The organism is Sorangium sp. So ce1014 (assembly GCF_051521505.1).
GTDB lineage: Bacteria > Myxococcota_A > Polyangia > Polyangiales > Polyangiaceae > Sorangium.
The window spans coordinates 4,087,384-4,110,777 of sequence record NZ_CP150356.1 but is presented as its reverse complement, the minus strand read 5'-3'; the positions used below and the strand labels follow the sequence as shown (position 1 = coordinate 4,110,777).

Below are 23,394 nucleotides of genomic sequence, written 5' to 3'. Positions count from 1 at the left end.
AGGTCCGCACAGCGAAGACGGACGCCCCGTCATCGCATGTCCTGTGTTCAGCGGCCCCGGGCGAGGCGTGGACGCCACGGACGGGCCGCGGTAGACGCGGAGCAAGACCACATCCGCACCGCAAAGGAACGATCCATGGGCAAGTTCACCGTCACGAACGAGATCAACTGCAACGTCGACACCTTTTGGAAGCTGTTCCTGGACAAGACCTTCAACGAGGAGCTCTACCGCAAGGAGCTCGGTTTTCCCGAGTACACCATCACGGAGCAGGTCGAGACGGCGACGGAGATCATCCGGAAGTCGGCCGGGAAGCCGAAGATGAACCTGCCCGGCCCCGTGGAGAAGCTGCTCGGCTCGGGCTTCCGCTATACCGAGGAGGGCAGGCTGAACAAAGCCACGAAGGTGTGGAGCTTCAAGCTGACGCCCAGCACCCTGGCCGACAAGATGCGCAACGAGGGCGTGGTGCGCGTCGAGGCGATCGGCGACAACAAGGTGCGTCGGATCGCCGAGCTCATCATCGAAGCGAAGGTGTTCGGAATCGGCGGCTTGCTCGAGAGCAGCGCCGAGAAGGAGCTGCGGCAAGGGTGGGAGGAAAGCGCCGTCTTCATGAACAAGTGGATCGCCCAGGGCAGAGCGATCTAGCCGCCCAGGCATCCGCCGATCGGCCGGACGCCGCTCGCCTGCCGCCAGGCAACCGGAAGCGAGCGCCGCCAGGCGAAGGGCGGGCCATGTCACCGGGCGAGGAGCGCGAGCGACCGTCTTTCCGCCCAACCCACGCCCGGTGGATGGATCGACCCGCTCGTCCAAGGTCAAAGCGCGCGATTTTATGTAATCCCGCTTGCTGATACGGCTCACAGGGAACAGGGCCACGGCATGGAGCACGTGGTCATCCTCGGCGCCGGCTTTGGCGGTCTCTACGCGGCGAAGGCGCTCCGGCGCGCGCCGGTGCGGGTGACCGTGATCGACCGGCACAACCACCACACGTTCCAGCCCCTCCTGTATCAGGTCGCCACCGCGGGCCTGAACCCGAGCGACATCGCAGCGCCCATCCGGCGCGTGCTCCGCAAGCAGAAGAACGCGAGCGTGCTCCTCGCCGAGGCGACGGCGATCGACCCGGCGCGGAAGCGGGTGATCTTCGAGGACGGCGAGCTCGGCTACGACAAGCTGATCGTGGCGGCCGGGGCGTCGCACTCCTACTTCGGACGCGACGAGTGGGCGTCGTTCGCGCCCGGGCTGAAGACCGTCGAGGATGCGCTGGAGATACGCCGGCGCGTCCTCCTCGCCTTCGAGGCGGCCGAGCGCGAGCCCGATCCGGCGCGGCGGCGCGCATGGATGACGTTCGTGGTGGTCGGCGGGGGCCCAACGGGCGTCGAGCTCGCCGGGGCCCTCTCGGAGCTCGCGCGACACACGCTCCGGCACGAGTTCCGGCGCATCAACCCGCGCGACACGCGCATCCTCCTCGTGGAGGGCGCAGGGCAGGTCCTGCCATCGTACGTCCCGGAGCTCGGCGAGAAGGCGCGAGAGCAGCTGGCGGCGCTCAAGGTGGAGGTGCATACGCGCTGCCTCGTCACCGAGATCGACGACGAGGGGGTCTCGATCGGCGACAAGCGGATCGAGGCCAAGACCGTGCTCTGGGGGGCCGGCGTCGCAGCGTCCCCCCTCGCCCGCAGCCTCGGCGTGCCGCTCGACCGGGCAGGGCGCGTGCTGGTCGCGCCGGACCTGACCGTGCCCGGCCACGAGGACGTCTACGTCGTCGGCGATCTCGCGTCGCTGAAGCAGGAGGACGGGACACCCGTGCCGGGCGTGGCGCCCGCGGCGATCCAGGCAGGCCGCCACGCTGCGCGCAACATCGCGCGCACCGTGCAGGGGCTGCCGCGGCTGCCGTTCCGGTACCGCGACAAGGGCTCGATGGCGACGATCGGGCGGGCCGCGGCGGTCGCCGACTTCGGCAAGGTGAAGCTCTCGGGGTTCCCGGCGTGGCTCGCGTGGCTCTTCGTCCACGTCCTGTTCCTGATCGGCTTCCGCAGCCGGTTCCTCGTGCTGTTCTCGTGGGCCCTGTCGTACCTGACCTACGAGCGGGCCTCGCGGCTGATCACGGGAGAGACCCCGCGGCTCCTGGAGGACCACCACGCGCCGGCGCTCGAACCGCGCAAGGACGGCGGCGCGCTCGCGAGCCAGCCGCTGGAGCACGCGCGCACGCGCGCCTAGGCGCCGCCGGACGCGCCGCTGCGTGGCCCGTTCCGCCGGTCGACCGCGCGCAAGGCACGGCGGGGCGCCTCGCTCGGCCACCGCGGGCCCAGGCCCCGCTCGCGGCGTCGCTCGGGCCGGGCCCGGGATGGAGGCCGCGCGGCGCCCGAGAGCACATGTACGGCAGAGCGGTATCCTGCGCTCGTCTGGACCTTTGCGCGCGAGCTGCGTTAGCGTCGTAGACCATGCACATCTATCCCGGACAGGGCGCCTCGGCGCACCCATCCCGAGCCCTCTTCGCCAGCGCAGCATCTCTCGCCGCAGTCCTGCTCGGCGCATCCTCCACCTTCGCGCAGGCGCCCCCTCCGGCTGAAGCGCAGCCGCAGGCCGCGCCCTATGGATCTCCCCCGCCGTACGGCGCCCCCGCCACCTACGGGCAGCAGCCCGGTTACTACCCGCCGCCCGGATACGCCCCCCCTCCTGGGTATGGCCCGCCGCCCGGATACGGGCAGCAGTCCGGCACGTATCCCGTCGGCCCGAGGATCATGAACTACGAGGAAGGGCAGGCGGTCCCCGAGGGCTACCGCGTCGAGGAGAGGGCGCGCCGCGGCCTGATCATCGGCGGCGCCGTGACGTTCGGCGTCACGTACATCCTCTCGGCGATGGTCGGGCTCGTCGCGGAGAGCGCGGATCGCGCGAGCGGCGGCACCGGACAGAGCTACATCCCGCTCTACATCCCCCTCGCCGGCCCCTTCATCACGATCGGCACGTCCGACGCGAAGGGCGGCGGCGTCTTCGTCCTCATGGTCGACGGGCTGGCTCAGGTCGCGGGCGCTGCCATGTTCATCGGCGGCCTCGCCGCGCCGCAGAAGAAGCTCGTCCGCAACGACGTCGCCCTCTCCGTGAAGCCGATCGTCACCGGCGACACCCTCGGCCTCGGCGTCTCCGGCTCGCTCTGAGCGCGCGCCGCCGGCGCCCCGGCGTCACGTCACGACCGGGGCCCTCGCGTCACGTCACGACCGGCGGCGTCTCGTCCATCGTCTTGACGGCGCGCTTGGCCCTGCGGCGCACGTCGACGTGCAGCGACTCGTCGAAGTTGATGGCCGAGAACGCCGCCCGCGCCTCGATGTTCTTGCCGAGGGCGGCGTAGGCCTCGGCCTCGTTCCAGCGCAGCTTCCAGTCGCGCTTCGAGAGATCCGAGAGCTTCCCGGCGTCGGCGATGATCTCCTGGTACCGCTGCTGCTTTCCGAGCTCGCTCCAGTGCTCGGCCCTGAGGTCGTCGTCCCCGGGCGCGAGCGCGACGGCCGCGGCGAAGCCGGCGAGCGCGTCGTCGATCCGGCCCGCGACAAGCTCGGCGCGGGCGAGCGAGCGGCGCGCGCCGGCGCTGTCGGGGTGCGCGGCGACGAAGGTGGCGAGCGCGGGGATCGCCGCGTTGACCTTCTGGATGTCCGCGGGGTCGCTCGGCCAGAACCGGAGCGAGAGCGCGGCGAGATCGCCGGGGTCGCTCTCGAGCGCGCGCTCGATCGCGGCGGGCACCTCCTCGCCGCGGCCGGCCTGGGAGAGGCACTTCGCGAGCTCGACCCACGCGCCGGACGAGGACGGCGCCGTCTTCAGGAGCGCCTCGGCCGCGGCGAGCGCCTCATCGATGCGCCCGAGCGATCGGAGGGCGGCGATCCGCGCGAGGTGCGCTCGCTCGACGCGCTCGCCCTCGCCCGCGCCCGCGACGGCGCGGTCGGCGGCGGCCAGCGCGACGTCGTGGCGGAGCTCGCGCTCGTGGTAGGCGAGCTGCTCGAGATAGAAGGCGCTGTCGCGCGGCGCTGCGTCCCACTGGCCCGTGAGGTAGTCGAGCACCGCGTCGGAGCGGACGTAGACGAGCGAGGCCGCGTCGCGCGGGTTCTCGTAGATCGGCACGAGGACCCCGAGCTGCACCATCGCGTCGAGCGCCGGCTGGCAGTCGGGCTTCGCCTCGAGCGCGAGCACCATCTCGTCGAGGGCGGCGTCCTTCTTCTGCATCGCCAGGTGCACCTGCCCGACCGCCACGTGGTAGTCGGCGTCCCCCTGGAACGTCTTCCGGATCGCCTGGAAGCTCTTCAGCGCCGCGGGGTGGTCGCCCATGTTGGCCTGCGCCGAGGCGAGGTTCAGCCGCGCGGCGTGGTCGTCGGGGTCCATGGTGACGATGCGCTTGAGCGCCGAGATCGCCTTCTCGTAGTCGCGCTCGCCGAAGGCCTTCTGCGCGCGCTCCCAGACCGGGGTCTTGTCGAGGAAGGCCTCGAACTGCGAGACGAGCGTGCTGTTCTGCTTGCGCCAGACGCCGCTCTTGCCGGGCTCGGAGTTCGTGAGGAAGTCCTTGATCCACTTGCGGGCGGCGTCGATGCTGAGGCCCTTGTCGGCCAACCCCTCGAACTCGCCCCGAGGTACCGGCATGCGCGCGGGGATCCCCTGCCGGCGCGCCATGTTCTCGTCCAGGCCGATCAGCACCCAGTCGCCTTGCTCGCTCATGATCCTAGGACGGTAGCCGCCGTGCCCCACCGGGATCAAGCGACGTCTCGGCGCTGCGCGCCCGCGCAAGAGCGGGCTCCTCGGCGCGCACGCGCGCGCGACAGCGGAGCTCCGAGGGCGCGCGTCGCGCCTGCGCGTCAGGAATAGAGCCAGGCCAGCAGGACGAAGGCCATGAAGGCCGCCGCCGCGACCGCGAGGGCGAGCGCGCGCGGTACCCCGAGGAGCATCGGCCGGAGGCTGGCCTGGAACGCGACCGCCTCCACGGAGCTCGGCGGGTTGGCCCGCGTGTCGGGGCCGGACGCGTCGCCCTGGACAGCGAACGCGGCGGCCGGCGTGCCCGCGGCGCCCCCGTTCGCGCCGGCCGCTGTCGCGATCTGCGGGGCCGCGCCGGCGTCCCGGCGCCCCGGAGGGAGCCCAGGCGAGGGTGCGCCGAGGGCCGGGGGCGACGGCGCCGCGGGTGACGCCAGGTGCTCGAGGCCGAGCTGGGCGAGGATGACTTGCCGCTCGTTGCCCCACGCGACAGGCAGCGCGGTCGCCTCGGGCGCGAGCGTGAGCGGCGCCAACATGACCTTGTGCATCGCCCGCTCGAGCGCGAGCGCCTCGTCGAGGCGGCGCTGCGCGCTCTCTGCGCCGGCGCTCGCGGAGAGGCGCAGCACCTCGGCGGCCATCTCGGAGATGTGCGCCGCCACCTTGGCCAGCGCCAGCTTGCGCTCGGCGTGCGCGACCGCGAAGCGCGCCTCCTCGCGGCTCCGGATCGCCTCGGTCGTGAGCCGGTCGACCTCCGCGTGGAGCTGCTGCGCGCTCTCCGGCGCGCCCTGCGCCAGGGGAGCAGCCCCGGCGTCGTGCTCCAGGGAGAACGCGGCCGCGGCGGTGATCGAGGGCGGCGGCTCGGCGTACGTCGGCGTCGTCGTGGACGTCGAGCGCGGCTCGGCGTCCTGCGAGGTGATGGAGCCGTACGAAGGCTGGCTGCCGCGCTGCCGCCCGCTGCCGGACGCGGGGTCGCCGCGCCCGCGGCCGCTGCTCCCGACGACGACGGTCTTCTCGTCGGCCGTCTCGGAGGGCAGCGTCCCGCGCCGGCGCGAGCTGCCGTCCACCGTGTCCGTTCCGCGCGAGCCGGGGCCCGACGGCAGCGGCGATGACGTGCCGCCGCCGCGCGTCTCGAAGTCGGTCGCATCGTCGTCAGGGCCGCGCGCCGCGCCGTTCCGGCGGAGCCGGTCGGCGGCGTTCGTCCCCCTGTCTCGCGCGACGTCGGCGGAGGGCCGGCGCGGGTGCGTCGTCGTCGTGGCCGAAAGCGAGGGGCGCGGCGCCTTGGCGACCCCGGCGAAGCCGCCGGAGACGGCGCGCTCGAACCAGCGCATCTGCCTCATCGCGTTGCGCCGCACGAACCGACCGAGCGCCTCCTCGTTCCCCTCGAGGTACCCGTGGCTGCGCAGCCAGCCCTCGAGCCGCGCGAGGATCTCGTCCGCGCTCTGGAAGCGCGAGGGCGCGTCCCGCTCGAGACAGCGCATCACGATCGCGACGAGCTCCTTGTCGATCTTCGGCCGGAGCTCCCGCAGGTCGGCCGCGGGCTGCGTCGTCATGTTCCGCAGGAGCTCGTAGTCGCTCGACGACGGCCACGGGTGCTTGCCCGAGAAGAGCTCGAACAGCACGACGCCGAGCGAGAACAGGTCGGAGCGCCTGTCGGCGGGGCCCCCACGGGCCTGCTCCGGCGCCATGTAGGTCGTCACGCGCCGGCGCGCCCCGACGGCCGTGGTCATCACGCGGAGCGACGATTTGGCGAGCCCGAAATCGGCGACCTTCACCTCGCCCTGGAACCCGACGAGCACGTTGCCCGGCGTGAGATCGCGGTGCACAAGGTTGAGCAGCTCGCCGCTCGGCGAGCGGAGCTCGTGCGCCGCGCCGAGCCCGCGGCAGAGCGTCGCGCCGATGTGGACGACGAGCCGCTCGGAGAAGACCTCGCCCGTGTCGAAGACGGTCTTCATGAGCCGCGCGAGGCTCACGCCCTGCACGAGCTCGACGGCGAAGTACGAGCCCTGGTCGTCCGTCCCCCAGCCGGCGACCTCGACGACGTTCGGGTGCTTGAGCGCCGCGGTCGTGCGCACCTCGTCGAAGAACCGGGTGGACACCGTCCGGTCCTCGGCGAAGTGCGGGTGCAGCCGCTTGACGGCGAGCAGCTCCCCGGGCCGGTGCGGACCTACCGACCTGCAGAGATCAACGCGGGTGGTCGCTCCGGACGCGATCTCGGCAAGGAACTGAAGCGAGAGCGCAGCCGGTGAGGGCTCGGGGAGCCGAGACATGCGCGATGAAGTCTAGCGGGCGACAACCCCTACCGGAAAGACCCTCAGACGCCCGCGCGCGCCGCGGCGATCGCGGCGGCGACTCCGGAGGGGGTGGCCTTGAGGTGCACGTCCAGGTGGTCATCCTTGGTCTTCAGCGCACGAACACCGAGCACCGGCGCGCAGATGCGCAGCGCCCGCGCGACCGCCGGATTCCCGCCGACAGCGGGAATTTTGAGCAGATCCAGGGTGATCCTGTCATCTTTCGCGTCGATCAGCGCGGCGGGCCGCTTCGGCATGAAGGAAACGAGGTTGCCCGGTTTGTCGAGATCGATCGTCCCCGAGTTAATGAGCCCGGCGATCGGCGAGCTCTCGTCGCCCATCACGTGGAGCTTGAGGTCGGCGATCCGCAGGCCGACCTGGATGGCGTCCGCGCGCACATCGAGCTCCTCGGCGTAGACGGCGAACGAGGCCCGGATCGGGGCGCCCATCACCTTCACGGTGAGCGCGAGGCGCAGGCCGGGGGGCGCGGCCTCGATCACGATGTCCTTGGGCGCGCGTTTGCCGCCGCTGAGCTCCCGCGCCAGGTAGCGCAGCGCATCGATCGGGACGCCGAAGCGCAGGCCGAGCGCGCCGCGCAGCGCCCTCACGATCTCCTCCGGGTGAGCCTTGAGGTAGTCACCGGCCTGGCGGAGCAGCACCTTCGGGTTGGGCTTGGGCATCGTTGGGGCAGCTACGATTGCCCGGAGTCAGCTCCGCGCGCAAGGGGCGAGCGCGATCCGCCGCGAGGTCTTGCGCGGTCGTCGATCACCGGAAAGGTCGTTGTTCGGACGGGGTCGACTCGGTCACACTCGGGCGCGATGCAGACCAGGATCCTTCTTGTCATGGCGACAACAATGCTCACGATCGGCTGCGGATCGGCCGACGCGACGCTCGGGTGGGCGCCGGTCGACGAGCCGCCGGGCGGCGGCTCATCGAGCCAGGGCGGCAGCGGTGATGGCCAGGGCGGCAGCGCCGATGGCCAGGACGGCAGCGGTGATGGCCAGGGCGGCAGCGGCGGCGACCCATCGAGCGGTGAGGGCGGCGACCTCTCGAGCGGCGGCGGGCCGCCGGGCCCCCTGTGCGACCTGGTTCGCGGGTGCGATTCCGCGCCGCCGGATCCAGGCGAGGAGCTCTCATGGAATCACACGTCCTCGTACATCATCACGGCTGCTGGGTTCCCCAACCACCGCGGACGCGATCTCTACCTGACCCCGGATGAGCCGCAGTGGATCATCGGTAAGTTCGCCTACGGGCTCACCGACAAGGATCTGAAGGGTGAGCGGGTCGACATCTATGTGCTCCGCGGCTGCGGTGGCGTGTGGGAGCGCCTCGGCTCGACGACCACGACGGAAGCGGACGCGACGCACGCCGAGGTCGAGGGCGTGAGCGACGACGGCGGCCGGGTCTACTTCGAGATCCCTGCGGCGCAGCGGCTCGGTGTGGGCAGGCACCGGGTCCACATGGTCGTCCGCGGCGACCTGTCGAGCGCCGACCTCTTCCTCGAGGTCGTCCCCCGGGGCGCCGCGATGTTCGTGAGCGACGTCGATGGGACGCTGACCGGCACGGAGACGGAGGAGTTCACCTCCCTTCTCGTCGGCGAGCTGCCCGGCGTTCAGCCGCACGCCGCGGCGGCGTTCCACCGGCTCGTCGCCAAGGGCTACCGCCCGATGTACCTGACCGCTCGGCCGGAGTGGCTCGTCCAGCGCACGCGCGATTTCCTCGATGCCTACGGCTTCCCGTCCGGCATCGTGCACACCACGCTCGGCCTGACCGGCGCGACGGGTGAGGACGCTGCGGAGTACAAGACGGCGGAGCTGCAGCAGCTCTTCGACAGGAGGGAGATGCTGCCCGCGTGGGCCTTCGGCAACACGGCGACCGACGCGGAGGCTTACGAAAACGCCGGCGTGCCCCTCACGCGGCGCGTGCTCTACAAGTTCGACGACGACGCCCGCGGGGGCCGAACGATCGAGGACTACGCCGAGCTGCTCGCGGAGATCGACGAGCTCCCCAGCTTCTGCGATTGATCCGGGCGCGCCGGCGCGTCAGCCGGGCGCCTGCTCGGTCCGGGCGCCGCTCGCCGGCGGCTCCGAGGCGGCGCCGGCGCCGGCGCCGGTCGACGCCTCGACGCGACCGCCGATCGACCGGAGGAGCTCGCTCACGGCGGCCTGGGCGCGCTCGCGGAGATCGCTCACCCGCGCCGCCTCGCGGCCCTCCGGGCACACGGAGATCGGCGCGCCGACCCGCACCTGAACGAGCCGCTGGGTGCCGTCGCCCGAGTCGATCGCCCCCTTCTTCATGAGCAGGTGCGTGCCCTCGATGGCGACCGGCACCACGGGCACGCCGGCGCGGACGGCGGCATAGAAGCCGCCGTTCTTGAACTGCCGGAGCACGCCGTCCTCGCTCCGCGTCCCCTCCGGGAACACGAGCAGCGGCGCGCCTCTCCGGAGCACCTGCTCGAACCGCGAGATCGCCTCGACCGCGGCGCGGGAGCCGACCGTGCGATCCACCGGTACATGGCCCGCGAGCTGGAGGTGCCAGCCAAGGAACGGGATCTTCAGGAGAGAGCGCTTCGCTGCCCACTTGAAGTCGCCCGGCAGCACCGCGCCGAGCACCAGGATGTCGAGCACGCTCTGGTGGTTGGAGCAGTAGATAAAGACCCCAGGAGGAACGTTCTCTAGGCCGCTCGCCTGGATATCGATATCGAGCCCGCGTGCGCTCGCCTGGCACCAGCGCCGCATCGCCCAGAGGCTCGCAGAGCGCTGCGGTGTGAGAGGCCCCAGCGTCAGCGATACGGTGCCATAGAACATGGTCCTCAGGGTGAAAGGAACCCACTGGCGCGTTATCAGCCAGGCGCTCTTGAGATCCATACTACAGCGCTTACCACTCTCTATGTCGGGCGAAAACGCGTAGCACCTTGCGCACCTGCGTCGCGCGCCGGCGTGCTCTATCGGGTTGCGCGGTGGAGCTTCTCCCTGGCTCGGGTCGACGCCGCGCCCAGCGTGGCCCCTCGATCCGCAGCCGCGCGCGCGGCTATGGATCGAGCGGCGGCGTGAGCAGTCCCCAGCCGACCGTGACCGGCCGCCCGGCGCGCTCGAACTTGACGGTGTACAGACCCGTCTCCTCGGCGCTCTGCACGACCGCGGGGCGCAGCGCACCGACCCACTCGGCCCAGACGCTCGCCCCGACCTTGAGCCGCGGCTTGACCGGGAGCGGGCGCAGCGCCGATTCGTCGGCGAGCAGGGCGGCGCCGCCATAACCGAGGGCGAACCACCGCGCCGAGCTGCTCGGCAGCGATGTCAGGACTGCGCCCGGCTCCGCCGGGGAGCCGCCGAGCCGCGACACGAGGAGCACGTGGCGCCACGTCTCGCCGTCCTTCCATGCGGCAAAGTTGCCGGGGGCGAGCCCCTCGGTCTGCACGACGAAGCGGACACCCTTGAGCTGCGCGAGCGGGGTCCGCGGGTCCATGTCGGTGTAGCGGACCTCCATCTTGTCCTTCACGAAGCGGGTGATGACGGCGTGCTTCATCACGCCGTTCCACTCCGTGAGCACCGGCTCGTGCGGCCGGAGGCGCGGCGCGTCGGGCACGGGGACGACGTAGCCCGGGTGGACCTTGTACGACGGTCCGCCCCTCCCCTCGATGATGAGGTCGTCGCCCTCGAAGCCGACCACGGTCGCCGCGTAGAGCACGAGCGTCGATCCGAGCTTGGCCCCGGCGAGCATCCGGTCCGAGAAGGTGAACACGCGGCGGCCTAGATCGAGCTTGACCGGGTGCGCGGGGAGGCCGAGCGGGTTCGACGCCTGCGCGGCGCCCGTCGGCGCCCGGGTCTCCGCGACCGCGGGACGCGGCAGCGCCGCCAGCCGCGCGATGGGCGGACTCTGGGAGGACGTGGGTGTCGGGGGCGACGTCGACGTAGGCTCGCACGCTGCCGCGAGGCCAGCTGCCAGGAGGCAAGCGAGCGCGCCGGCCGCGCCGCGGGAGCGCGGCGCGCCGGTCCCGAGGTGTCGCGTCGCGCACCTGTCGCGGTCCTTCCCGGTCGCGCGACCCAGCCTGCGGGACCCGGGCCCGAGGCCGCCGGGACATCGGTCAGCCATCGGGGCGAGCATGGACCGCGAAAGGGACGGCGGCGAGCAGAAAGGGACGGAACGGCCACGTGACACCGGGCCGGCTGCCCGCCGGGACCGGCCGCGCCGGCGCGTGGCGATGCGGCAGCGCGAGGCGCCGCTCCCTGCAGCGCGCCGCTTGCTCGTGACGCGCGCGGCGTCTCCTGCGCTAGCTTGCAGCGCGATGAAGCGCGCCTTCAGCATCGATGAGCTCAAGCAGACCGCGCCCCGCCTCGCCGTGGAGCGCCGCGCCGTGCGCTTCCAGGACGTCGACGCGGCCGGGATCGTCTTCTACCCGCGCGTCCTCGAGTACTTCAGCGACGCGTACATGATCGCCCTGAAGGAGCGGGGCATCGACCTGCCCGCCCTCATCGCGGGCGGCGCGATCAAGCTGCCGCTCGTCCACGCCGAGGCCGATTACCTGCTGCCGCTCCGGTTCGGCGACACGATCGAGGTCGAGGTGCTCGCGCCGAAGCTCGGTGACACCTCGTTCACGGTGGGCTACCGCGTGACGACCGCGGGCGGGATCGCCGCAATTGGGCAGACGGTGCACGTGTGCATCGACGGCGCGCGCTTCATCCCGTGTCCGCTCCCGGACGGGCTGCGCACCGCGCTCGGGTGACCGCGGCGAGCGCCGGCCGCCGGCGCGCTAGCGCGCGGGGAACGGCGCGAGCGCGGCCGCGAGCTGCGCCGCCGCGCCGGCGCGATCGAGCTTGCCCGCTGAGGTCAGCGGGAGCGCCGCGACGGCGCAGAGGCGCCGCGGGCGCTTGTGCGGGGCGAGCCGCGCCGCGACGACAGCCGCGAGGTCGTCGAGCAGCGCAGGCGAGAGCGCGGCGCCCACCGGCGCGCCGGGCGCGGCCTGGTCGGGGACGATCGCCGCCGCGACGACGTGGCCCCACCGCTCGTCCGGCACGCCGAACACCACGGCGCCGGCGACGCCCGCGCAGGACGCGAGGACCTGCTCCACCTCGGCGGGATAGACGTTCTCGCCGCCTGTCACGATGAGGTCGCTCCGGCGCGCCGCGACGTGGAGCCGCCCGGCGGCGTCGAGCGCGCCGAGATCGCCGGTGCTGAACCACCCGGCGCCGTCGACCAGGAGCTCCGGCGCGCGCTCGGGGCCGCGGTAGTAGCCGCGGAACAGCACCGGGCCGCGGATCTCGATGCGGCCCACACCGTCGCCGCCGGCGCCCTCGATGCGAAGATCGATGCCGGCGATCGGCGCGCCGGAGCCCGGCTCGCGGGCGCGCGGATCGCGCGGGCGCTGCACCGTGACCTGCGAGCACGCCTCGGTGAGGCCGTAGGTGGTGAGCGCGGGGACCCCGCGGCGCGCGCACTCGTCGAGCGCCCGCTCCGGAGCGCCCGCGCCGCCGACGAGCACCGCGCGGAGCCGGGCGAGGACGTTGTCACGATCGGCCTCCAGCAGCGCGAGCAGCATGGTCGGCACGACGGAGAGCAGCGTCGCGCGGTCGCGAACGATCGAGGCGAGCACCGACGCGGGGTCGAAGCGGGGCGCGAGGATGACGGCACGCCGCGCGAGCAGGCAGCGCGTCACGACCGAGAGGCCCCCGACGTGGCAGAGCGGCAGGCAGAGCAGCCAGCGATCGTCGTCGCGGATGCCGAGGTTGGCGGCGCTCCCCGCGGCGGCGGCGAGGAACGCACGGCGCGGCAGCACCGCGCCCTTGGGGCGCCCGGTGGTGCCCGAGGTGTAGACGATCGCGAGATCGCCGGAAGGGTCCGGCGCCCGGAGGCCGGCCGCCTCGACGGGGCGCGGCCCGCGATCGCGGAGCGCGGCGATCTCCGGTCCGACCTCATGGAGCACGGCAGCGAGCGCGGGCTCGCGCAGCACGAGGTCGGGCCGCGCGTCGTCGATCAGAACGCCCGCCTCGTCGGCGGTGAGCCGCGGGTGAATCGGGACGAGGACGGCGCCGAGCGCGAGCAGCGCGTGGAGGACGACGACCGTCCCGAGCGCGTTCGGCGCGACGAGCGCCACGCGAGCCCCCTGCCCTACCCCCGCGCGGGCGAGCCGTGTGCACACGGCCCCGACCGCGAGCGCAAGGTCGCCGAAGCGGAGGGCGCCGCCGGGGCCGACGCCGAGGCCGGGGACGTCGATCTCGCGCGGGGCGTCCGCCTCGACGCCGCCGTGGACGAGCGCCGTCCGCGCGGCGACAGCGGGATCGCGCACGGCCTCGAGGAGGCTCAGGCCGTCCATGTCCAGGGTCGGATGCCGAGGCCGGGCTGCTCGCTGGCGACGACCAGGCCGCCCCCGCGGAGCTGCGGGATCGAGATCTCGGGCCACGCCTCCAGGCCGGCGTGCGCGTCGAGGCCGCACGCGAGCGGCGGGCGCGGCAGCGCGAGCGCGAGCTCGCACGAGGCAGCGAGCGCGACGGGGCCGTCGAAGAGGTGCGTCACCACGGCGCCGAGGCCGCGCTCCTGCGCCCTCTGGCCAAGCTCGTACGCGCGCAGGAGGCCGAGCATCGCCGGCTTCAGGATGAACGCGGCGCAGCCTTCCGCCTCGAGCAGGCGCTCCGGCATGCCCTCGACGGCGAGCGACTCGTCGGCCGCCCACGGGACCTCGTGCGCGCCAAGGAGGTGGAGGAGCTCCGGCGCGACCGGCTGCTCGACGAAGCGGGGACCGAGCGGCGCGAGCAGGGCGAGCCGGCGGGGCGCGTCCTCCAGCGACCACGCCGCGTTCGCGTCGAGCCGGAGCTCGATGGCCGGGTGCTCCCGCTGCAGCGCGCGCAGCGCCTCGAGGTCGCGCGCGAACCCCTCCTCTCCGCGCGAGCGGAGCTTCACCTTGATCACCCGGACGCCTCGCGCGACGAGCGCGCGAGCGCGCGAGAGCATCTCCGGCAGGGCGACCGAGGTCGTGAGCAGCCCGTTGACCTGGACCTCGGCATGGCGCCGGTGTCCGCCGAGGCACGCCGACACGGGGAGGCCGAGGCGCTGGCCGAGCAGATCGAGCAGCGCCGTCTCCAGGGCGAAGCGCGCCGCCGGCAGACCGCGCAGCCGCGACGACAGCGGAGCGATCGCGCGCTGGATCGCGGACGCCGTCGCCGTCACGTCCTCGAGCGGCAGGTCGATCGCGCCGAGCGCCCCGGGCAGCTCGGCGAGCGCGCGCTCGTCTTCATCGGCCGTATCGGGTGAAAAGCCGGGGAGCGGCGTGGCCTCGCCCAGGCCGACGCGCCCCTCGTCGTCGGTGAGCGACAGCACGAGGCCCCGGCGCGCGCCCTCGATGTCCCGTTGCGCAAGGCTGGCGGCGACGACGCGCATCGTTCCTACAGCCGGGCCGCGAGACCCAGCGAAAAGATCAGCGCGTAGGCGAGCAGCAGCTTCGCCGTCCCGGCAAGGCAGTCGTTGAGCGGCCGGCCGTCGGTGGTCGCCAGCACCCGGAGCAGGCGCACCGCGCGCGGGAACGTCGCGAGGACGAGGAGCGTCCACCGCCGGCCTTCGCCGACGGCGAGGGCGACAGGCACCGCGTAGGCGACCGCGAGGAGCATCGCGTATTCGAGGACACCCGCCCTGCGGCCAAAGCGAACGGCGAGCGTGCGCTTGCCGGCGACGACGTCCGTGTCGCGATCGCGGACGTTGTTGACGACGAGCACGGCGGTGGCGAGGGCGCCGACCGGCACGGCCGCCGCCCAGGCGAGCGGCGGCACCGAGCCGAGCTGGACGAACGCCGTCCCGCAGACGGCGACGAGGCCGAAGAACACGAACACAAACACATCGCCGAGGCCGTGGTAGCCCAGCGGGTACGGGCCGCCGGTGTACGCGACGCCGGAGAGGATCGAGACGACGCCGATCACGACGATGGGCCACCCGCCCACGAGCGCAAGGTGCACCCCGAACGGCACCGCGAGGGCGATCGTGACGAGGAGCCCGACGCGCACCTGACGCGGCGTGAGCAGCCCCGCCTGCACGGCGCGCGTGGGACCGAGCCGCTCGTGCGTGTCGGCGCCCTTCTCGTGATCGAAGACGTCGTTCGCGAAGTTCGTGGCGATCTGGATGAGCATCGCGCCCGCGAGCGCCGAGAGCGCCGGGCCGAGCCGCATGCCGCCGAGCGCGTACGCGACCGCCGTCCCGACCATCACCGGCGCGAGCGCGGCCGTGAGCGTCGCCGGCCGGCACGCGAGGAGCCACGCTCGGAACGAGCCGGGGCGCACGCCGCCCGCTGCCGCTGCTCCGGCCGCCTGCGAGGCCGCCGCGGCGCTCACGATCGCCTCCCCTGCTTGCGGACGCCGCGCCCGCGCGCGGCGACGCGATCGCGCGAGCGCCGCGCGATCGCGTCGCCTGACGCCGCCGGCGTGGGGGACTCGGGTCCGGGGCTTCTGTTCGCGTTGACCTGGCTCATGACCGTGGATCCCTCTCGGCAAGCTCGGGGTTCTCTGCGCGCGCGCCGCTCACGAAGGCTCGAGATCGGCCGCCGCCCCTTCCGCCGCCGGCGCGCTGCTCAGGGCGGCGACCTCGCGGCGGACGTCGGACCAGAGCCGCGCGACGCGGGCGGCGCCGTCATGGGGCGGCACCACCGCCTCGATCAGCGTCGCGCCGGGCCGCTGGTACGCGGCGGCGAGGGCGCCGGCGAGCCCGCAGGCGGTGCCGGCGCGCTCGTAGGCGAGCCCGAACATCGCGGCCGCGGGCGCGAAGTCGAGGTGCTGCGGCATGGTGAAGCACCGCTCGAGCAGATCGGCGCCGCGCCTGGCGACGGGGAGGTGCTCGAAGATGCGGCCGCCGTCGTTCTGGACCACCACGATGACGAGCGGCGCACCGCCGTCTCCCGCTGCCCGCGCGGCGAGGAGCAGCCCGGTCAGGTCGTGCAGCAGGCTGAGATCGCCGAGCAGCAGCGTGAGCGGCGCGGCCGCGACCGCGCGGGCGCCGGCCGCCCCCGAGACGAGGCCGTCGATCCCGCTCGCGCCGCGCTGGTGCAGGACGCGCAGCGCGCGCGCCGACGGCGGGCAGTACGTATCGAGATCGCGCACCGGCATGCTGTTGCCGATCGCGAGCAGCGAGCCCTCCGGGCACGCGCTCGCCACCGTCCGGGCGACCGCGCCCTCGGTGAGCTCGTCCCCGGCGCACGCGCGCGCCGACTGCGCCGCCGCGACGTCGCCGGCGCGCGCGAACGTCGCCGCCCAGTCCCGCCGCCCGCGCCCGAGGTCCAGCGCCGCCCCGGCGAAGCGCGCCGCGAGCGCCTCGCACAGCTCGGCAGGCTCGGCCATGATGAGGGCGGCCGCGGCGCTCGTCGGATCGTTCCAGCCGTGCGCGGCCACGACGAACCGGCGGCAGCCCGCGTGCTCGGCGATGTACGTCGCGTACCCGGCCGACGTCGGCGGGGCGCCGAATTCGAGGATGAGATCGGGCGCGTTCGCCGCGCGGAACTCGGGCGCGCGGAGGAACGAATCGAACGAGGCGGGCATCACGACGCCCTCGGCCACGCCGCCGAAGTAGATCTGGCTCGTGCCCTCGGCGAGCACCGGGAAGCCGGTCGCCCGCGACAGCGCGAGCACCGCGCGGCGCGCGCGCGCGTCGTCCTCGCGGCTCGGGGCGGGGCCGCAGACGATGAGCCCCCGCTCGGCGCGCGCGCACCGCGCCGCGATCTCCTCGATCGTGCGCGCGTCGACCCCGGCGCGCGCCGCCACGACCCGCGGCCCGGCGCGGCGCATCTGCGCCTCCCACTCGGCCTGCCAGGCCTCGGGCCCCGCCGCGTCGACCGGCTCGAGCGGCTTGCGGAAGCGCGCGTTGATGTGGACCGGGCCAGGTGTCGGCGCGAGCGCGCGCGAGACCGCCTGCGCCGCGATGCGCGCCACGGCGCGCATCGCGAGGGGCGACGGATCCGGCAGCCCGAGCTCGGCGAAGTGACGCACATGGTCCCCGAAGAGCTTCGTCTGATCGATGGTCTGCGAGGCCGCGGCGTCGGCGAGCTCCCACGGGCGGTCAGCCGTGATCGCGACGAGCGGGGTGAAGCTGTGGTGCGCCTCGATGATCGCCGGCAGCGCGTGGGCGCCGGCGGTGCCCGAGGTGCAGACGAACACGCTGGGCCGGCCGGTGACGCGCGCCTGCCCGAGCGCGAAGAACGCCGCGGCGCGCTCGTCGACGACGCTGTGGCAGCGCACCTCCACGCTCTCCACCGCCGCGATCGCGAGCGGCGTGGAGCGCGACCCCGGGCAGAGGACCACGTCGCGCACCCCGGCCTGCGCCAGCGCGCGGACGAACAGCTGCGCCCAGGCCGAGTGGAGGTTCGAGCCGCTCATCACCTTCCCCGGCTGCCCTCGACCGCGCGCACCTCAGGCCCCCTCGGGCGTCGCGACGAACAGGCACACGACGCCCATCGTCAGCGGCTCCACCTGCAGCACGCGCAGCCCCGCGCCCCGCATCAGCTCCGCGAACTCGTCCGGAGGGGGGAACCTCGCGATCGAGTCCTGCAGGTACCGGTACTCGTCCCGCCCGGAGATCGCGCCGCCGACGTACGGGACGACCGTGTGAATATGAAAGCGCGCGAGCTTGCCCATGATCCCCCCGCGCGGCTCGCTGAGCTCCAGGATCGCGATGCGCCCGCCGGGCCGCGTGACGCGCGCCATCTCGCGGAGCGCCCGCGCCCGGTCGGGGACGTTGCGGATCCCGAACGCCATCGAGATGCCGTCGAGGCTCGCGTCGCCGAACCGCAGCTGCTCCGCGTCGCCGACCTCGAGCTCGATCCGCCCGGCGAGCCCCGCGGCCTCCACCTTCCGGCGGCCGACGCCGAGCATCCCCTGCGACGGGTCGACCCCGACGACCTTCACGTCGTGCGTCCGGGCGATCGCGATGGCGAGGTCGGCGGTGCCGGTCGCCAGGTCGAGCACCGTGGCGCCCGGCGCGAGCTCGAGCGAGCGCACCGCGCGCCGCCGCCAGCCCTGATCGAGCCCCAGCGAGATGACCCGGTTCAAGAGGTCGTACCGCTCGGCGATGCCGTCGAACATCTCCCCGGTGCCGAACCGGCGCCCGCCGCGCGGCGCCTCGCCGTGATCCGTCTGGCTCATGTCCCGCCCTCCGCGTGCTGCACCGCGCGCGACGCCTCGGCCCGCTCGGGCGCGAACCGCTTGCCCTCGCCGGACGGCGGCGCGGTGGCCTCGTCGCTCCCCGTCCCCGTGACGGCGAGCGCGCGCTTCCGCTCGTGGAGCCGCATGTGGCCCCGCTGGATGCCCTCGCTCGCGAGCGCGCGCAGGGCCGCCAGGTTCGAGGCGAGCCCGACGGAGGCCAGCACCACCGCGAGCTCGCGCGCGCTCTTCGCGCCCACGAGCTGCAGCGCGGCGCGCACGCCGGCGTGCACCTCCGTCGAGCCGCCCACCGTCCCGACGGCGAGCGGCAGCTCCGCGCGGCCCACTAGCCCGCCGGGGACGCGCTCCCACGTGCTGAGCGGCCGGTACCGGCCGCTCAGGGATGCGTACGCGTGCGCGCCCGCCTCGATCGCTCGGAAGTCCTGACCGAGCGCGACCGCGGCCGCGTCGAGCCCGTTCATGAAGCCCTTGTTGTGGGTCGTCGCGCGGTACGGATCGAGCTCCGCGAAGCGGCTCGCCCGCGCGATGCCGCTCGCCACGTCCGCGCCGCCGAGCGCGTCGTCGCCCACGGTGGCCGTCACGCGCACGAGGCGGCGGACGCTCAGGTTCGAGAGGATCCGGAGGCCGATCGTCCCGCCGGCGATGCGCTGCACGAGCGGCGCCACCGCCTCGGCCACAGTGTCGACCAGGTTGGCGCCCATGGCGTCGCCGACCTCGACGTAGAGGTGCACCACGAGCACGCCGAGCTCCGCCGACAGGACGCGCACCTCGAAATCGCGGCAGCCGCCGCCGCGCGCCACCATCCTCGGGATCGCCGCGTCGCCGGCCGCGAGCAGGCTCGCGCGCGCGGCCTCCAGCCGGCCCGCGGCGGCCCCCGTGTCCGGCACGTCGTCGAGCTGGACCTGGGCGGTCATGATCGGCGGGTCCGCCTCGCCGGAGAAGCCGCCCGACAGGCGGACCATGCGCGCCGCGTTCGACGCCGCGGCGATGACGCTCGGCTCCTCCACCGCCATCGGCACCAGCACGTCGCGCTGGTTCACGCGGAAGTTCAGCGCCAGGCCGAGCGGGAGCGCGTGCGTCGCGATGACGTTCTCGCACATGCGATCGGCCACCGCCGTCGGCAGCCCGCCCCCGCTCGCGAGGTGCGCGAGCGCGTCCTCGTCGAGCAGTCCGAGCGCCTGGATCGCGCGGAGCCGGTCCTCGACGCACCGCTTGTAGAAGCCGCTGATCCGGCTGGACACGTTCTGGCTCATCGGCCGCCTCCGCGCGCCGCGCGCGCTCGCGAGAGCGGCGCGCGCCCTCCGCATTGCACCGGGAAATCCGTCATCGCCGCTCACCGCCTCCGCCGGGGCGTCGACATCGCGACCCCCTCCAGCGCCGCCTTCGCCGGGCTCTCCGGGAGCGGCTCGATGCTCCGCACCGCGTCCCCGCAGAGCCGCGACGCGAGCTCCAGACAGTCGTCCACGACGCGCTGCTCGACCATGATCTTCGCGATGCGTCGGCCGAGCTCCGGCGGGGCCGTCGTCTCCTCCGACGCGCAGTGCGCCTCGAGGGCGGGCGTCAGCTCGTTGTCGCGCTCCATCGCGAGGAGCAGCGGGTACGTCATCTTGCCTTCGCGCAGGTCCGTGAGCAGCGCCTTGCCGGTCGCGTCCGGATCGCCCGCGAAGTCGAGCACGTCGTCGACGAGCTGGAACGCGACGCCGAGGCTCGTGCCGAAGCTCTCGAGCGCCTTGCAGAGCGGCTCGCTCACCCCGCCCGCCCGCGCGCCGGCGAACATCGCCCAGCGGAACAGCGAGGCCGTCTTGCCGTCGACGATCTGGAAGTACTCGCTCGTGCTCGTGCGCACGCGGCCCCGCGACGCGAGCTGGAGCGCCTCGGCGACGACCATCTCCTTGATCACCTGGAGCACCCGCTCGAGCACGTCGGGCATGCCCACCGCCTGGATCTTGCTGAGCGCCTCGACCAGGAGGTAGTCGCCGCCGAAGATCGACGCGGCGTTGCCGTAGATGACGCGCGCCGCGTCCGCGCCGCGCCGGCGGTCGCCGAGGTCGACGACGTCGTCGTGGAGCAGCGTCGCGTTGTGGACGAGCTCGACCGCCACGGCGAAGATCCGCGCGGCCTCGTTGAAGCCGCCCCCGATGTGGGAGGCCAGCGCGACACAGATCGGCCGCAGCCGCTTGCCGTTCAGCCCGAGCAGGTGCCGCGCGCTCCGGTGCGCCGGCGTCTCGCCGTCCAGCCCGACCTTCGCGATCTCGCGCTCGACGTCGTCGAGGTCCCCGTCGAGCAGGCGCCTGAGCTCCGCGAGGCGCGCGGCGAGCGGTTCGAGCCCTCGCCCAGCGCACATGCCTCCGAGGCTCGAGACGACATCGCTCCGCTGGACCGTCCCAGTAAACGTAGTTGTCGCAGTCATCCCATCTCCACCTGGAAGCACGAGCGCACGCGCTCCCCGCACCGCGCGGGGCCCACGGGCGGCCGAGCTCTCCGAAATCACGAGCCCGCTAGGCGCCTCGCCGGGACCGAACGGCCCGGATCGGGAACCGGACCAGGTCTCCGAACCGCGAGAAATCCACGGTCCTGCTCTTGATGAACCCGTCGAGCGCCGTCTGCGCGACGATCACGAACGAGAGGAGCCGCTCCACCCGATCGAGGCTGAACCGGGTGGCGTCGGTGGGAGGCAGGCCCTCGAGCAGCGCGGAGGCCCGCTCGAGGCGCTCCCTCACGGAGTCGGCGATGAGCCGCTCGCGCTCGGCGAACACTTTGGAAATCATCTTCCAGAAGTCCGTTTCGGCCTCGAAGAACTCCTTCCGCTCTCCCGGTTTCCATACTCTTCGTACTACACCCCACCTCTGAAGTTCTGTCAGCGACATACTCATGGCGCCCGACGAAACCTGCAGCCGTTCACCGATTTCCGCGGCGGACAGGGCGCCGCCGGCGATGAACAGGACGGTCCAGATCCGCCCGAGCACGCGGCGGAAGCCCCAGTGCTCGATGACGTCGCCGATCGCGTCCGCGGCGAGCAGCTCCGCCTGGCGCTGGATGTCGTTCGGAGGGCTCATTAAAGTTTCAAAATTCTTTGAAAGAACTGTGTGGGCCGACCTGTGCCGGCGTCAAGACATTCCCGACCGTCCTCATCAGAGAACGGACGAGCGCGGCCGCGACGGCTTTCTGTGGACTTCTGACCGCGAGGCCGTTTCTCTCGGGGCTCCCGGCACGGCGCGCTCGCCGCGCTCGCGTCGAACAGAGCGCGCTCGCCTCGGACAGAGCATCGCCGCGGCGGAGGCCGCTCCGGTCGGGGGCGGCGACCTCAGGCGCGGTGCCGCTCCAGGCCTCGCGGGTGGCGTGGGTCGGATGAATCGCTCGGGGGGACGGCGCTAGCTCACGCCTGCATCCGGGCCACGAGATCCCGGTTCTCCCGGAGCAGCGCCTCGGGCATGCGCGCGCCGAACGACTCCAGGAACGCCTCGCGATCGCGCGCTTCCTCCAGCCATGCGTCGCGGTCGATGGCGAAGAGCTCGCGCATCGCCTCGTCGTTCAGGTCGAGGCCGCTCGTATCGAGCTCGCGGTCCGCGGGCATGATCCCGACCGGCGTCTCGCGTCCCTGCGCCTTCCCGTTCACGCGCGCGTGGATCCAGCGGAGGGCGCGGAGATTCTCGCCGAAGCCGGGCCAGAGGAACTTGCCCGACTCGCCCTGCCGGAACCAGTTCACGTGGAAGATCTTCGGGAACGCCGCGCGGCCCTGGCCGAGCTCGATCCAGTGCCGGAAATAATCGCCCATGTTGTACCCACAGAAGGGGCGCATCGCCATCGGGTCGCGGCGGACGACCCCGACCTTGCCCGTGGCCGCGGCGGTCGTCTCGGAGGCCATCGTCGCGCCCAGGTAGACCCCGTGGGCCCAGTCGCGCGCCTCGCAGACGAGCGGCGCGAGCCGCGCGCGCCGGCCGCCGAAGACGATGGCCGAGATCGGCACGCCCGCCGGGGCCTCGAACGCCGGCGAGATGGACGGGCACTGGCGGGCCGGCGACGTGAAACGGCTGTTCGGGTGCGCCGCCGGCTCCTTGCTGTCCGGCGTCCACCGGCGGCCCCTCCAGTCGGTGAGGACCGGCGGCGCAGGACCGTCAAAGCCCTCCCACCACGGCGTCCGCTCCGGCGTGAGCGCCACGTTCGTGAAGATCGAGTTCCTGGCCAGCGTCGCCAGGGCGTTCGGGTTCGTCCTGGAGCTCGTCCCCGGCGCCACGCCGAAGAAGCCCGCCTCGGGGTTGATCGCCCAGAGCCGGCCGTCCGGACCGATCCGCAGCCAGGCGATGTCGTCGCCGACCGTCCATACCTTCCAGCCCTTCTGCGACGCCGGCGGCACGAGCATGGCGAGGTTCGTCTTCCCGCAGGCGCTCGGGAACGCCGCGCAGACGTACGTCACCCGGCCCTCCGGGTCCTCCAGACCGAGGATGAGCATGTGCTCCGCGAGCCAGCCCTCGTCGCGCGCCATCGTGCTCGCGATGCGCAGCGCGAAGCACTTCTTCCCGAGCAGCGCGTTGCCCCCGTACCCCGAGCCGATGCTCCAGATGAGCCGCTCCGCAGGGAAGTGGCACACGAAGCGGCGCTCCGGGCTCAGGTCTCCGAGCGAGTGCAGCCCCCGGCAGTAGTCCTCGGAGCTGCCCAGCGCATCGAGCGCGACCCGGCCCATACGGGTCATGATCCTCATGCTCGCGACGACGTAAGGACTATCGGTGATCTCGACTCCAACCTTCGCCGAGGGCGACCCGACGGGGCCCATCAGGTACGGGACAACGAACATCGTCCGCCCCTTCATCGCCCCGTCGAACAGCCGCCCGACCCGCCCCGAGGCCTCCTCCGGCGACATCCAGTTGTTCGTCGGGCCCGTATCCTCCTTATCGCGAGTGCAGATGAACGTGAGGTGCTCAGTCCGGGCGACGTCGGTCGGGTCGCTCCGGTGAAGATAGCAGTTGGGGTACTTCTCCTCGTTGAGCGCGATGACCGTGCCGTCGCTCAGCATCCCCTGGATCAGCGTCCGGTTCTCCGCCTCCGAGCCGTCGCAGAAGACGACCCGATCGGGCCGCGTCTGGCGCGCGACCTCGTCTACCCACGCTGAAAGATTCCGGTTTTGCATACAGCTGGGAGCCTAGCCCGGGCGAGAAGCCCCGCCAAGGGACAGTGCTGCTGTAGTATTGCAGCAAATCTGGACGATCTGGCAGATTGCAAGTGAATCGGCAGCCGGCCGGCGCGGCGTCTCCGCTCGGGCTCAGTTC

19 protein-coding genes are annotated in these 23,394 nt (G+C 73.1%); 5 read left to right on the top strand and 14 right to left on the bottom strand.

Features of this window, described 5'->3' with window-relative positions:
- The first annotated feature begins 135 nt into the window (after positions 1 to 135).
- The 3 genes from WME75_RS15590 to WME75_RS15580 all read left to right on the top strand — a co-directional run bounded on the left by WME75_RS15590 (position 136) and on the right by WME75_RS15580 (position 3,146).
- The gene (locus tag WME75_RS15590) at positions 136 to 642 is read left to right on the top strand and encodes a DUF2505 domain-containing protein (protein WP_437491397.1); all 507 of its coding nucleotides are present in this window, start codon (positions 136 to 138) and stop codon (positions 640 to 642) included.
- A 231-nt stretch (positions 643 to 873) separates the two neighbouring features.
- Entirely contained in the window at positions 874 to 2,208 is a 1,335-nt protein-coding gene (locus WME75_RS15585) for an NAD(P)/FAD-dependent oxidoreductase (protein ID WP_437491394.1), read from the top strand.
- 224 nt (positions 2,209 to 2,432) lie between these two features.
- The gene (locus WME75_RS15580; protein ID WP_437491393.1) at positions 2,433 to 3,146 is read left to right on the top strand and encodes a hypothetical protein; all 714 of its coding nucleotides are present in this window, start codon (positions 2,433 to 2,435) and stop codon (positions 3,144 to 3,146) included.
- Between the two features lie 49 nt (positions 3,147 to 3,195).
- Here the strand turns inward: WME75_RS15580 and WME75_RS15575 are convergent, their stop codons facing one another.
- The 3 genes from WME75_RS15575 to WME75_RS15565 form a co-directional block, all read right to left on the bottom strand.
- Entirely contained in the window at positions 3,196 to 4,686 is a 1,491-nt protein-coding gene (locus tag WME75_RS15575) for a tetratricopeptide repeat protein (RefSeq protein WP_437491391.1), read from the bottom strand.
- 137 nt (positions 4,687 to 4,823) lie between these two features.
- Positions 4,824 to 6,983, bottom strand: coding sequence for a serine/threonine protein kinase (locus WME75_RS15570; protein ID WP_437491388.1), 2,160 nt, complete (start codon positions 6,981 to 6,983; stop codon positions 4,824 to 4,826).
- A 44-nt stretch (positions 6,984 to 7,027) separates the two neighbouring features.
- Positions 7,028 to 7,684 (bottom strand): hypothetical protein, encoded by a 657-nt coding sequence (locus WME75_RS15565; RefSeq protein WP_437491385.1) that lies wholly within the window; start codon positions 7,682 to 7,684, stop codon positions 7,028 to 7,030.
- A gap of 162 nt (positions 7,685 to 7,846) precedes the next feature.
- Between WME75_RS15565 and WME75_RS15560 the strand changes: the two genes are divergently transcribed.
- On the top strand, positions 7,847 to 9,028 hold the full coding sequence (locus WME75_RS15560; protein WP_437491383.1) for a lipin/Ned1/Smp2 family protein: 1,182 nt from the start codon (positions 7,847 to 7,849) through the stop codon (positions 9,026 to 9,028).
- 18 nt (positions 9,029 to 9,046) lie between these two features.
- Here the strand turns inward: WME75_RS15560 and WME75_RS15555 are convergent, their stop codons facing one another.
- Positions 9,047 to 9,871 carry a lysophospholipid acyltransferase family protein gene (locus WME75_RS15555; RefSeq protein ID WP_437491380.1) on the bottom strand — a complete coding sequence of 275 codons (825 nt, stop codon included), beginning with the start codon at positions 9,869 to 9,871 and terminating at the stop codon, positions 9,047 to 9,049.
- Positions 9,872 to 10,034: 163 nt separating this feature from the next.
- Positions 10,035 to 11,096: a hypothetical protein gene (locus tag WME75_RS15550; RefSeq protein ID WP_437491377.1), complete on the bottom strand. Its 1,062-nt coding sequence runs from the start codon at positions 11,094 to 11,096 to the stop codon at positions 10,035 to 10,037.
- A 193-nt stretch (positions 11,097 to 11,289) separates the two neighbouring features.
- Here WME75_RS15550 and WME75_RS15545 point away from each other — a divergent pair, with 193 nt between their 5' ends.
- Positions 11,290 to 11,727: an acyl-CoA thioesterase gene (locus WME75_RS15545; RefSeq protein WP_437491375.1), complete on the top strand. Its 438-nt coding sequence runs from the start codon at positions 11,290 to 11,292 to the stop codon at positions 11,725 to 11,727.
- A gap of 27 nt (positions 11,728 to 11,754) precedes the next feature.
- Here the strand turns inward: WME75_RS15545 and WME75_RS15540 are convergent, their stop codons facing one another.
- From WME75_RS15540 to WME75_RS15500, 9 genes are all read right to left on the bottom strand, one after another.
- On the bottom strand, positions 11,755 to 13,314 hold the full coding sequence (locus WME75_RS15540) for a class I adenylate-forming enzyme family protein (RefSeq protein ID WP_437491372.1): 1,560 nt from the start codon (positions 13,312 to 13,314) through the stop codon (positions 11,755 to 11,757).
- Positions 13,302 to 14,375, bottom strand: coding sequence for a mandelate racemase/muconate lactonizing enzyme family protein (locus tag WME75_RS15535; RefSeq protein WP_437491370.1), 1,074 nt, complete (start codon positions 14,373 to 14,375; stop codon positions 13,302 to 13,304). The genes WME75_RS15540 and WME75_RS15535 overlap by 13 nt, the downstream gene beginning before the upstream one ends.
- 5 nt (positions 14,376 to 14,380) lie before the next feature.
- On the bottom strand, positions 14,381 to 15,316 hold the full coding sequence (locus WME75_RS15530) for a 1,4-dihydroxy-2-naphthoate polyprenyltransferase (protein ID WP_437491369.1): 936 nt from the start codon (positions 15,314 to 15,316) through the stop codon (positions 14,381 to 14,383).
- Positions 15,317 to 15,502: 186 nt separating this feature from the next.
- A complete protein-coding gene (menD, locus tag WME75_RS15525) occupies positions 15,503 to 17,347 on the bottom strand; it encodes a 2-succinyl-5-enolpyruvyl-6-hydroxy-3-cyclohexene-1-carboxylic-acid synthase (RefSeq protein ID WP_437491366.1) in 1,845 nt (614 codons plus the stop codon).
- Between the two features lie 33 nt (positions 17,348 to 17,380).
- Complete coding sequence (gene ubiE, locus WME75_RS15520; protein ID WP_437491363.1) at positions 17,381 to 18,112, bottom strand: bifunctional demethylmenaquinone methyltransferase/2-methoxy-6-polyprenyl-1,4-benzoquinol methylase UbiE; 732 nt, start codon at positions 18,110 to 18,112, stop codon at positions 17,381 to 17,383.
- The gene (locus WME75_RS15515) at positions 18,109 to 19,383 is read right to left on the bottom strand and encodes a hydroxymethylglutaryl-CoA reductase, degradative (RefSeq protein ID WP_437491360.1); all 1,275 of its coding nucleotides are present in this window, start codon (positions 19,381 to 19,383) and stop codon (positions 18,109 to 18,111) included. Before WME75_RS15515 ends, ubiE begins: the two co-directional genes overlap by 4 nt.
- An 80-nt stretch (positions 19,384 to 19,463) precedes the next feature.
- Positions 19,464 to 20,474 carry a polyprenyl synthetase family protein gene (locus WME75_RS15510; RefSeq protein ID WP_437491357.1) on the bottom strand — a complete coding sequence of 337 codons (1,011 nt, stop codon included), beginning with the start codon at positions 20,472 to 20,474 and terminating at the stop codon, positions 19,464 to 19,466.
- Positions 20,475 to 20,628: 154 nt separating this feature from the next.
- Positions 20,629 to 21,186: a GbsR/MarR family transcriptional regulator gene (locus tag WME75_RS15505; RefSeq protein WP_437491354.1), complete on the bottom strand. Its 558-nt coding sequence runs from the start codon at positions 21,184 to 21,186 to the stop codon at positions 20,629 to 20,631.
- 320 nt (positions 21,187 to 21,506) lie between these two features.
- A complete protein-coding gene (locus tag WME75_RS15500) occupies positions 21,507 to 23,255 on the bottom strand; it encodes a phosphoenolpyruvate carboxykinase (GTP) (RefSeq protein WP_437491351.1) in 1,749 nt (582 codons plus the stop codon).
- Positions 23,256 to 23,394 lie beyond the last annotated feature (139 nt).

Bases quoted from the DNA above. Each gene is read 5' to 3' on its own strand.
- WME75_RS15555 (WP_437491380.1), bottom strand. From the start codon at position 9,871: ATGGATCTCAAGAGCGCCTGGCTGATAACGCGCCAGTGGGTTCCTTTC.
- WME75_RS15565 (WP_437491385.1), bottom strand. From the start codon at position 7,684: ATGCCCAAGCCCAACCCGAAGGTGCTGCTCCGCCAGGCCGGTGACTAC.
- WME75_RS15500 (WP_437491351.1), bottom strand. From the start codon at position 23,255: ATGCAAAACCGGAATCTTTCAGCGTGGGTAGACGAGGTCGCGCGCCAG.
- WME75_RS15570 (WP_437491388.1), bottom strand. From the start codon at position 6,983: ATGTCTCGGCTCCCCGAGCCCTCACCGGCTGCGCTCTCGCTTCAGTTC.
- WME75_RS15590 (WP_437491397.1), top strand. From the start codon at position 136: ATGGGCAAGTTCACCGTCACGAACGAGATCAACTGCAACGTCGACACC.
- WME75_RS15585 (WP_437491394.1), top strand. From the start codon at position 874: ATGGAGCACGTGGTCATCCTCGGCGCCGGCTTTGGCGGTCTCTACGCG.
- WME75_RS15550 (WP_437491377.1), bottom strand. From the start codon at position 11,096: ATGGCTGACCGATGTCCCGGCGGCCTCGGGCCCGGGTCCCGCAGGCTG.
- WME75_RS15575 (WP_437491391.1), bottom strand. From the start codon at position 4,686: ATGAGCGAGCAAGGCGACTGGGTGCTGATCGGCCTGGACGAGAACATG.
- WME75_RS15515 (WP_437491360.1), bottom strand. From the start codon at position 19,383: ATGAGCCAGAACGTGTCCAGCCGGATCAGCGGCTTCTACAAGCGGTGC.
- WME75_RS15560 (WP_437491383.1), top strand. From the start codon at position 7,847: ATGGCGACAACAATGCTCACGATCGGCTGCGGATCGGCCGACGCGACG.
- WME75_RS15535 (WP_437491370.1), bottom strand. From the start codon at position 14,375: ATGCGCGTCGTCGCCGCCAGCCTTGCGCAACGGGACATCGAGGGCGCG.
- WME75_RS15545 (WP_437491375.1), top strand. From the start codon at position 11,290: ATGAAGCGCGCCTTCAGCATCGATGAGCTCAAGCAGACCGCGCCCCGC.
- ubiE (WP_437491363.1), bottom strand. From the start codon at position 18,112: ATGAGCCAGACGGATCACGGCGAGGCGCCGCGCGGCGGGCGCCGGTTC.
- WME75_RS15580 (WP_437491393.1), top strand. From the start codon at position 2,433: ATGCACATCTATCCCGGACAGGGCGCCTCGGCGCACCCATCCCGAGCC.
- WME75_RS15540 (WP_437491372.1), bottom strand. From the start codon at position 13,314: ATGGACGGCCTGAGCCTCCTCGAGGCCGTGCGCGATCCCGCTGTCGCC.
- WME75_RS15510 (WP_437491357.1), bottom strand. From the start codon at position 20,474: ATGTGCGCTGGGCGAGGGCTCGAACCGCTCGCCGCGCGCCTCGCGGAG.
- WME75_RS15505 (WP_437491354.1), bottom strand. From the start codon at position 21,186: ATGAGCCCTCCGAACGACATCCAGCGCCAGGCGGAGCTGCTCGCCGCG.
- menD (WP_437491366.1), bottom strand. From the start codon at position 17,347: ATGAGCGGCTCGAACCTCCACTCGGCCTGGGCGCAGCTGTTCGTCCGC.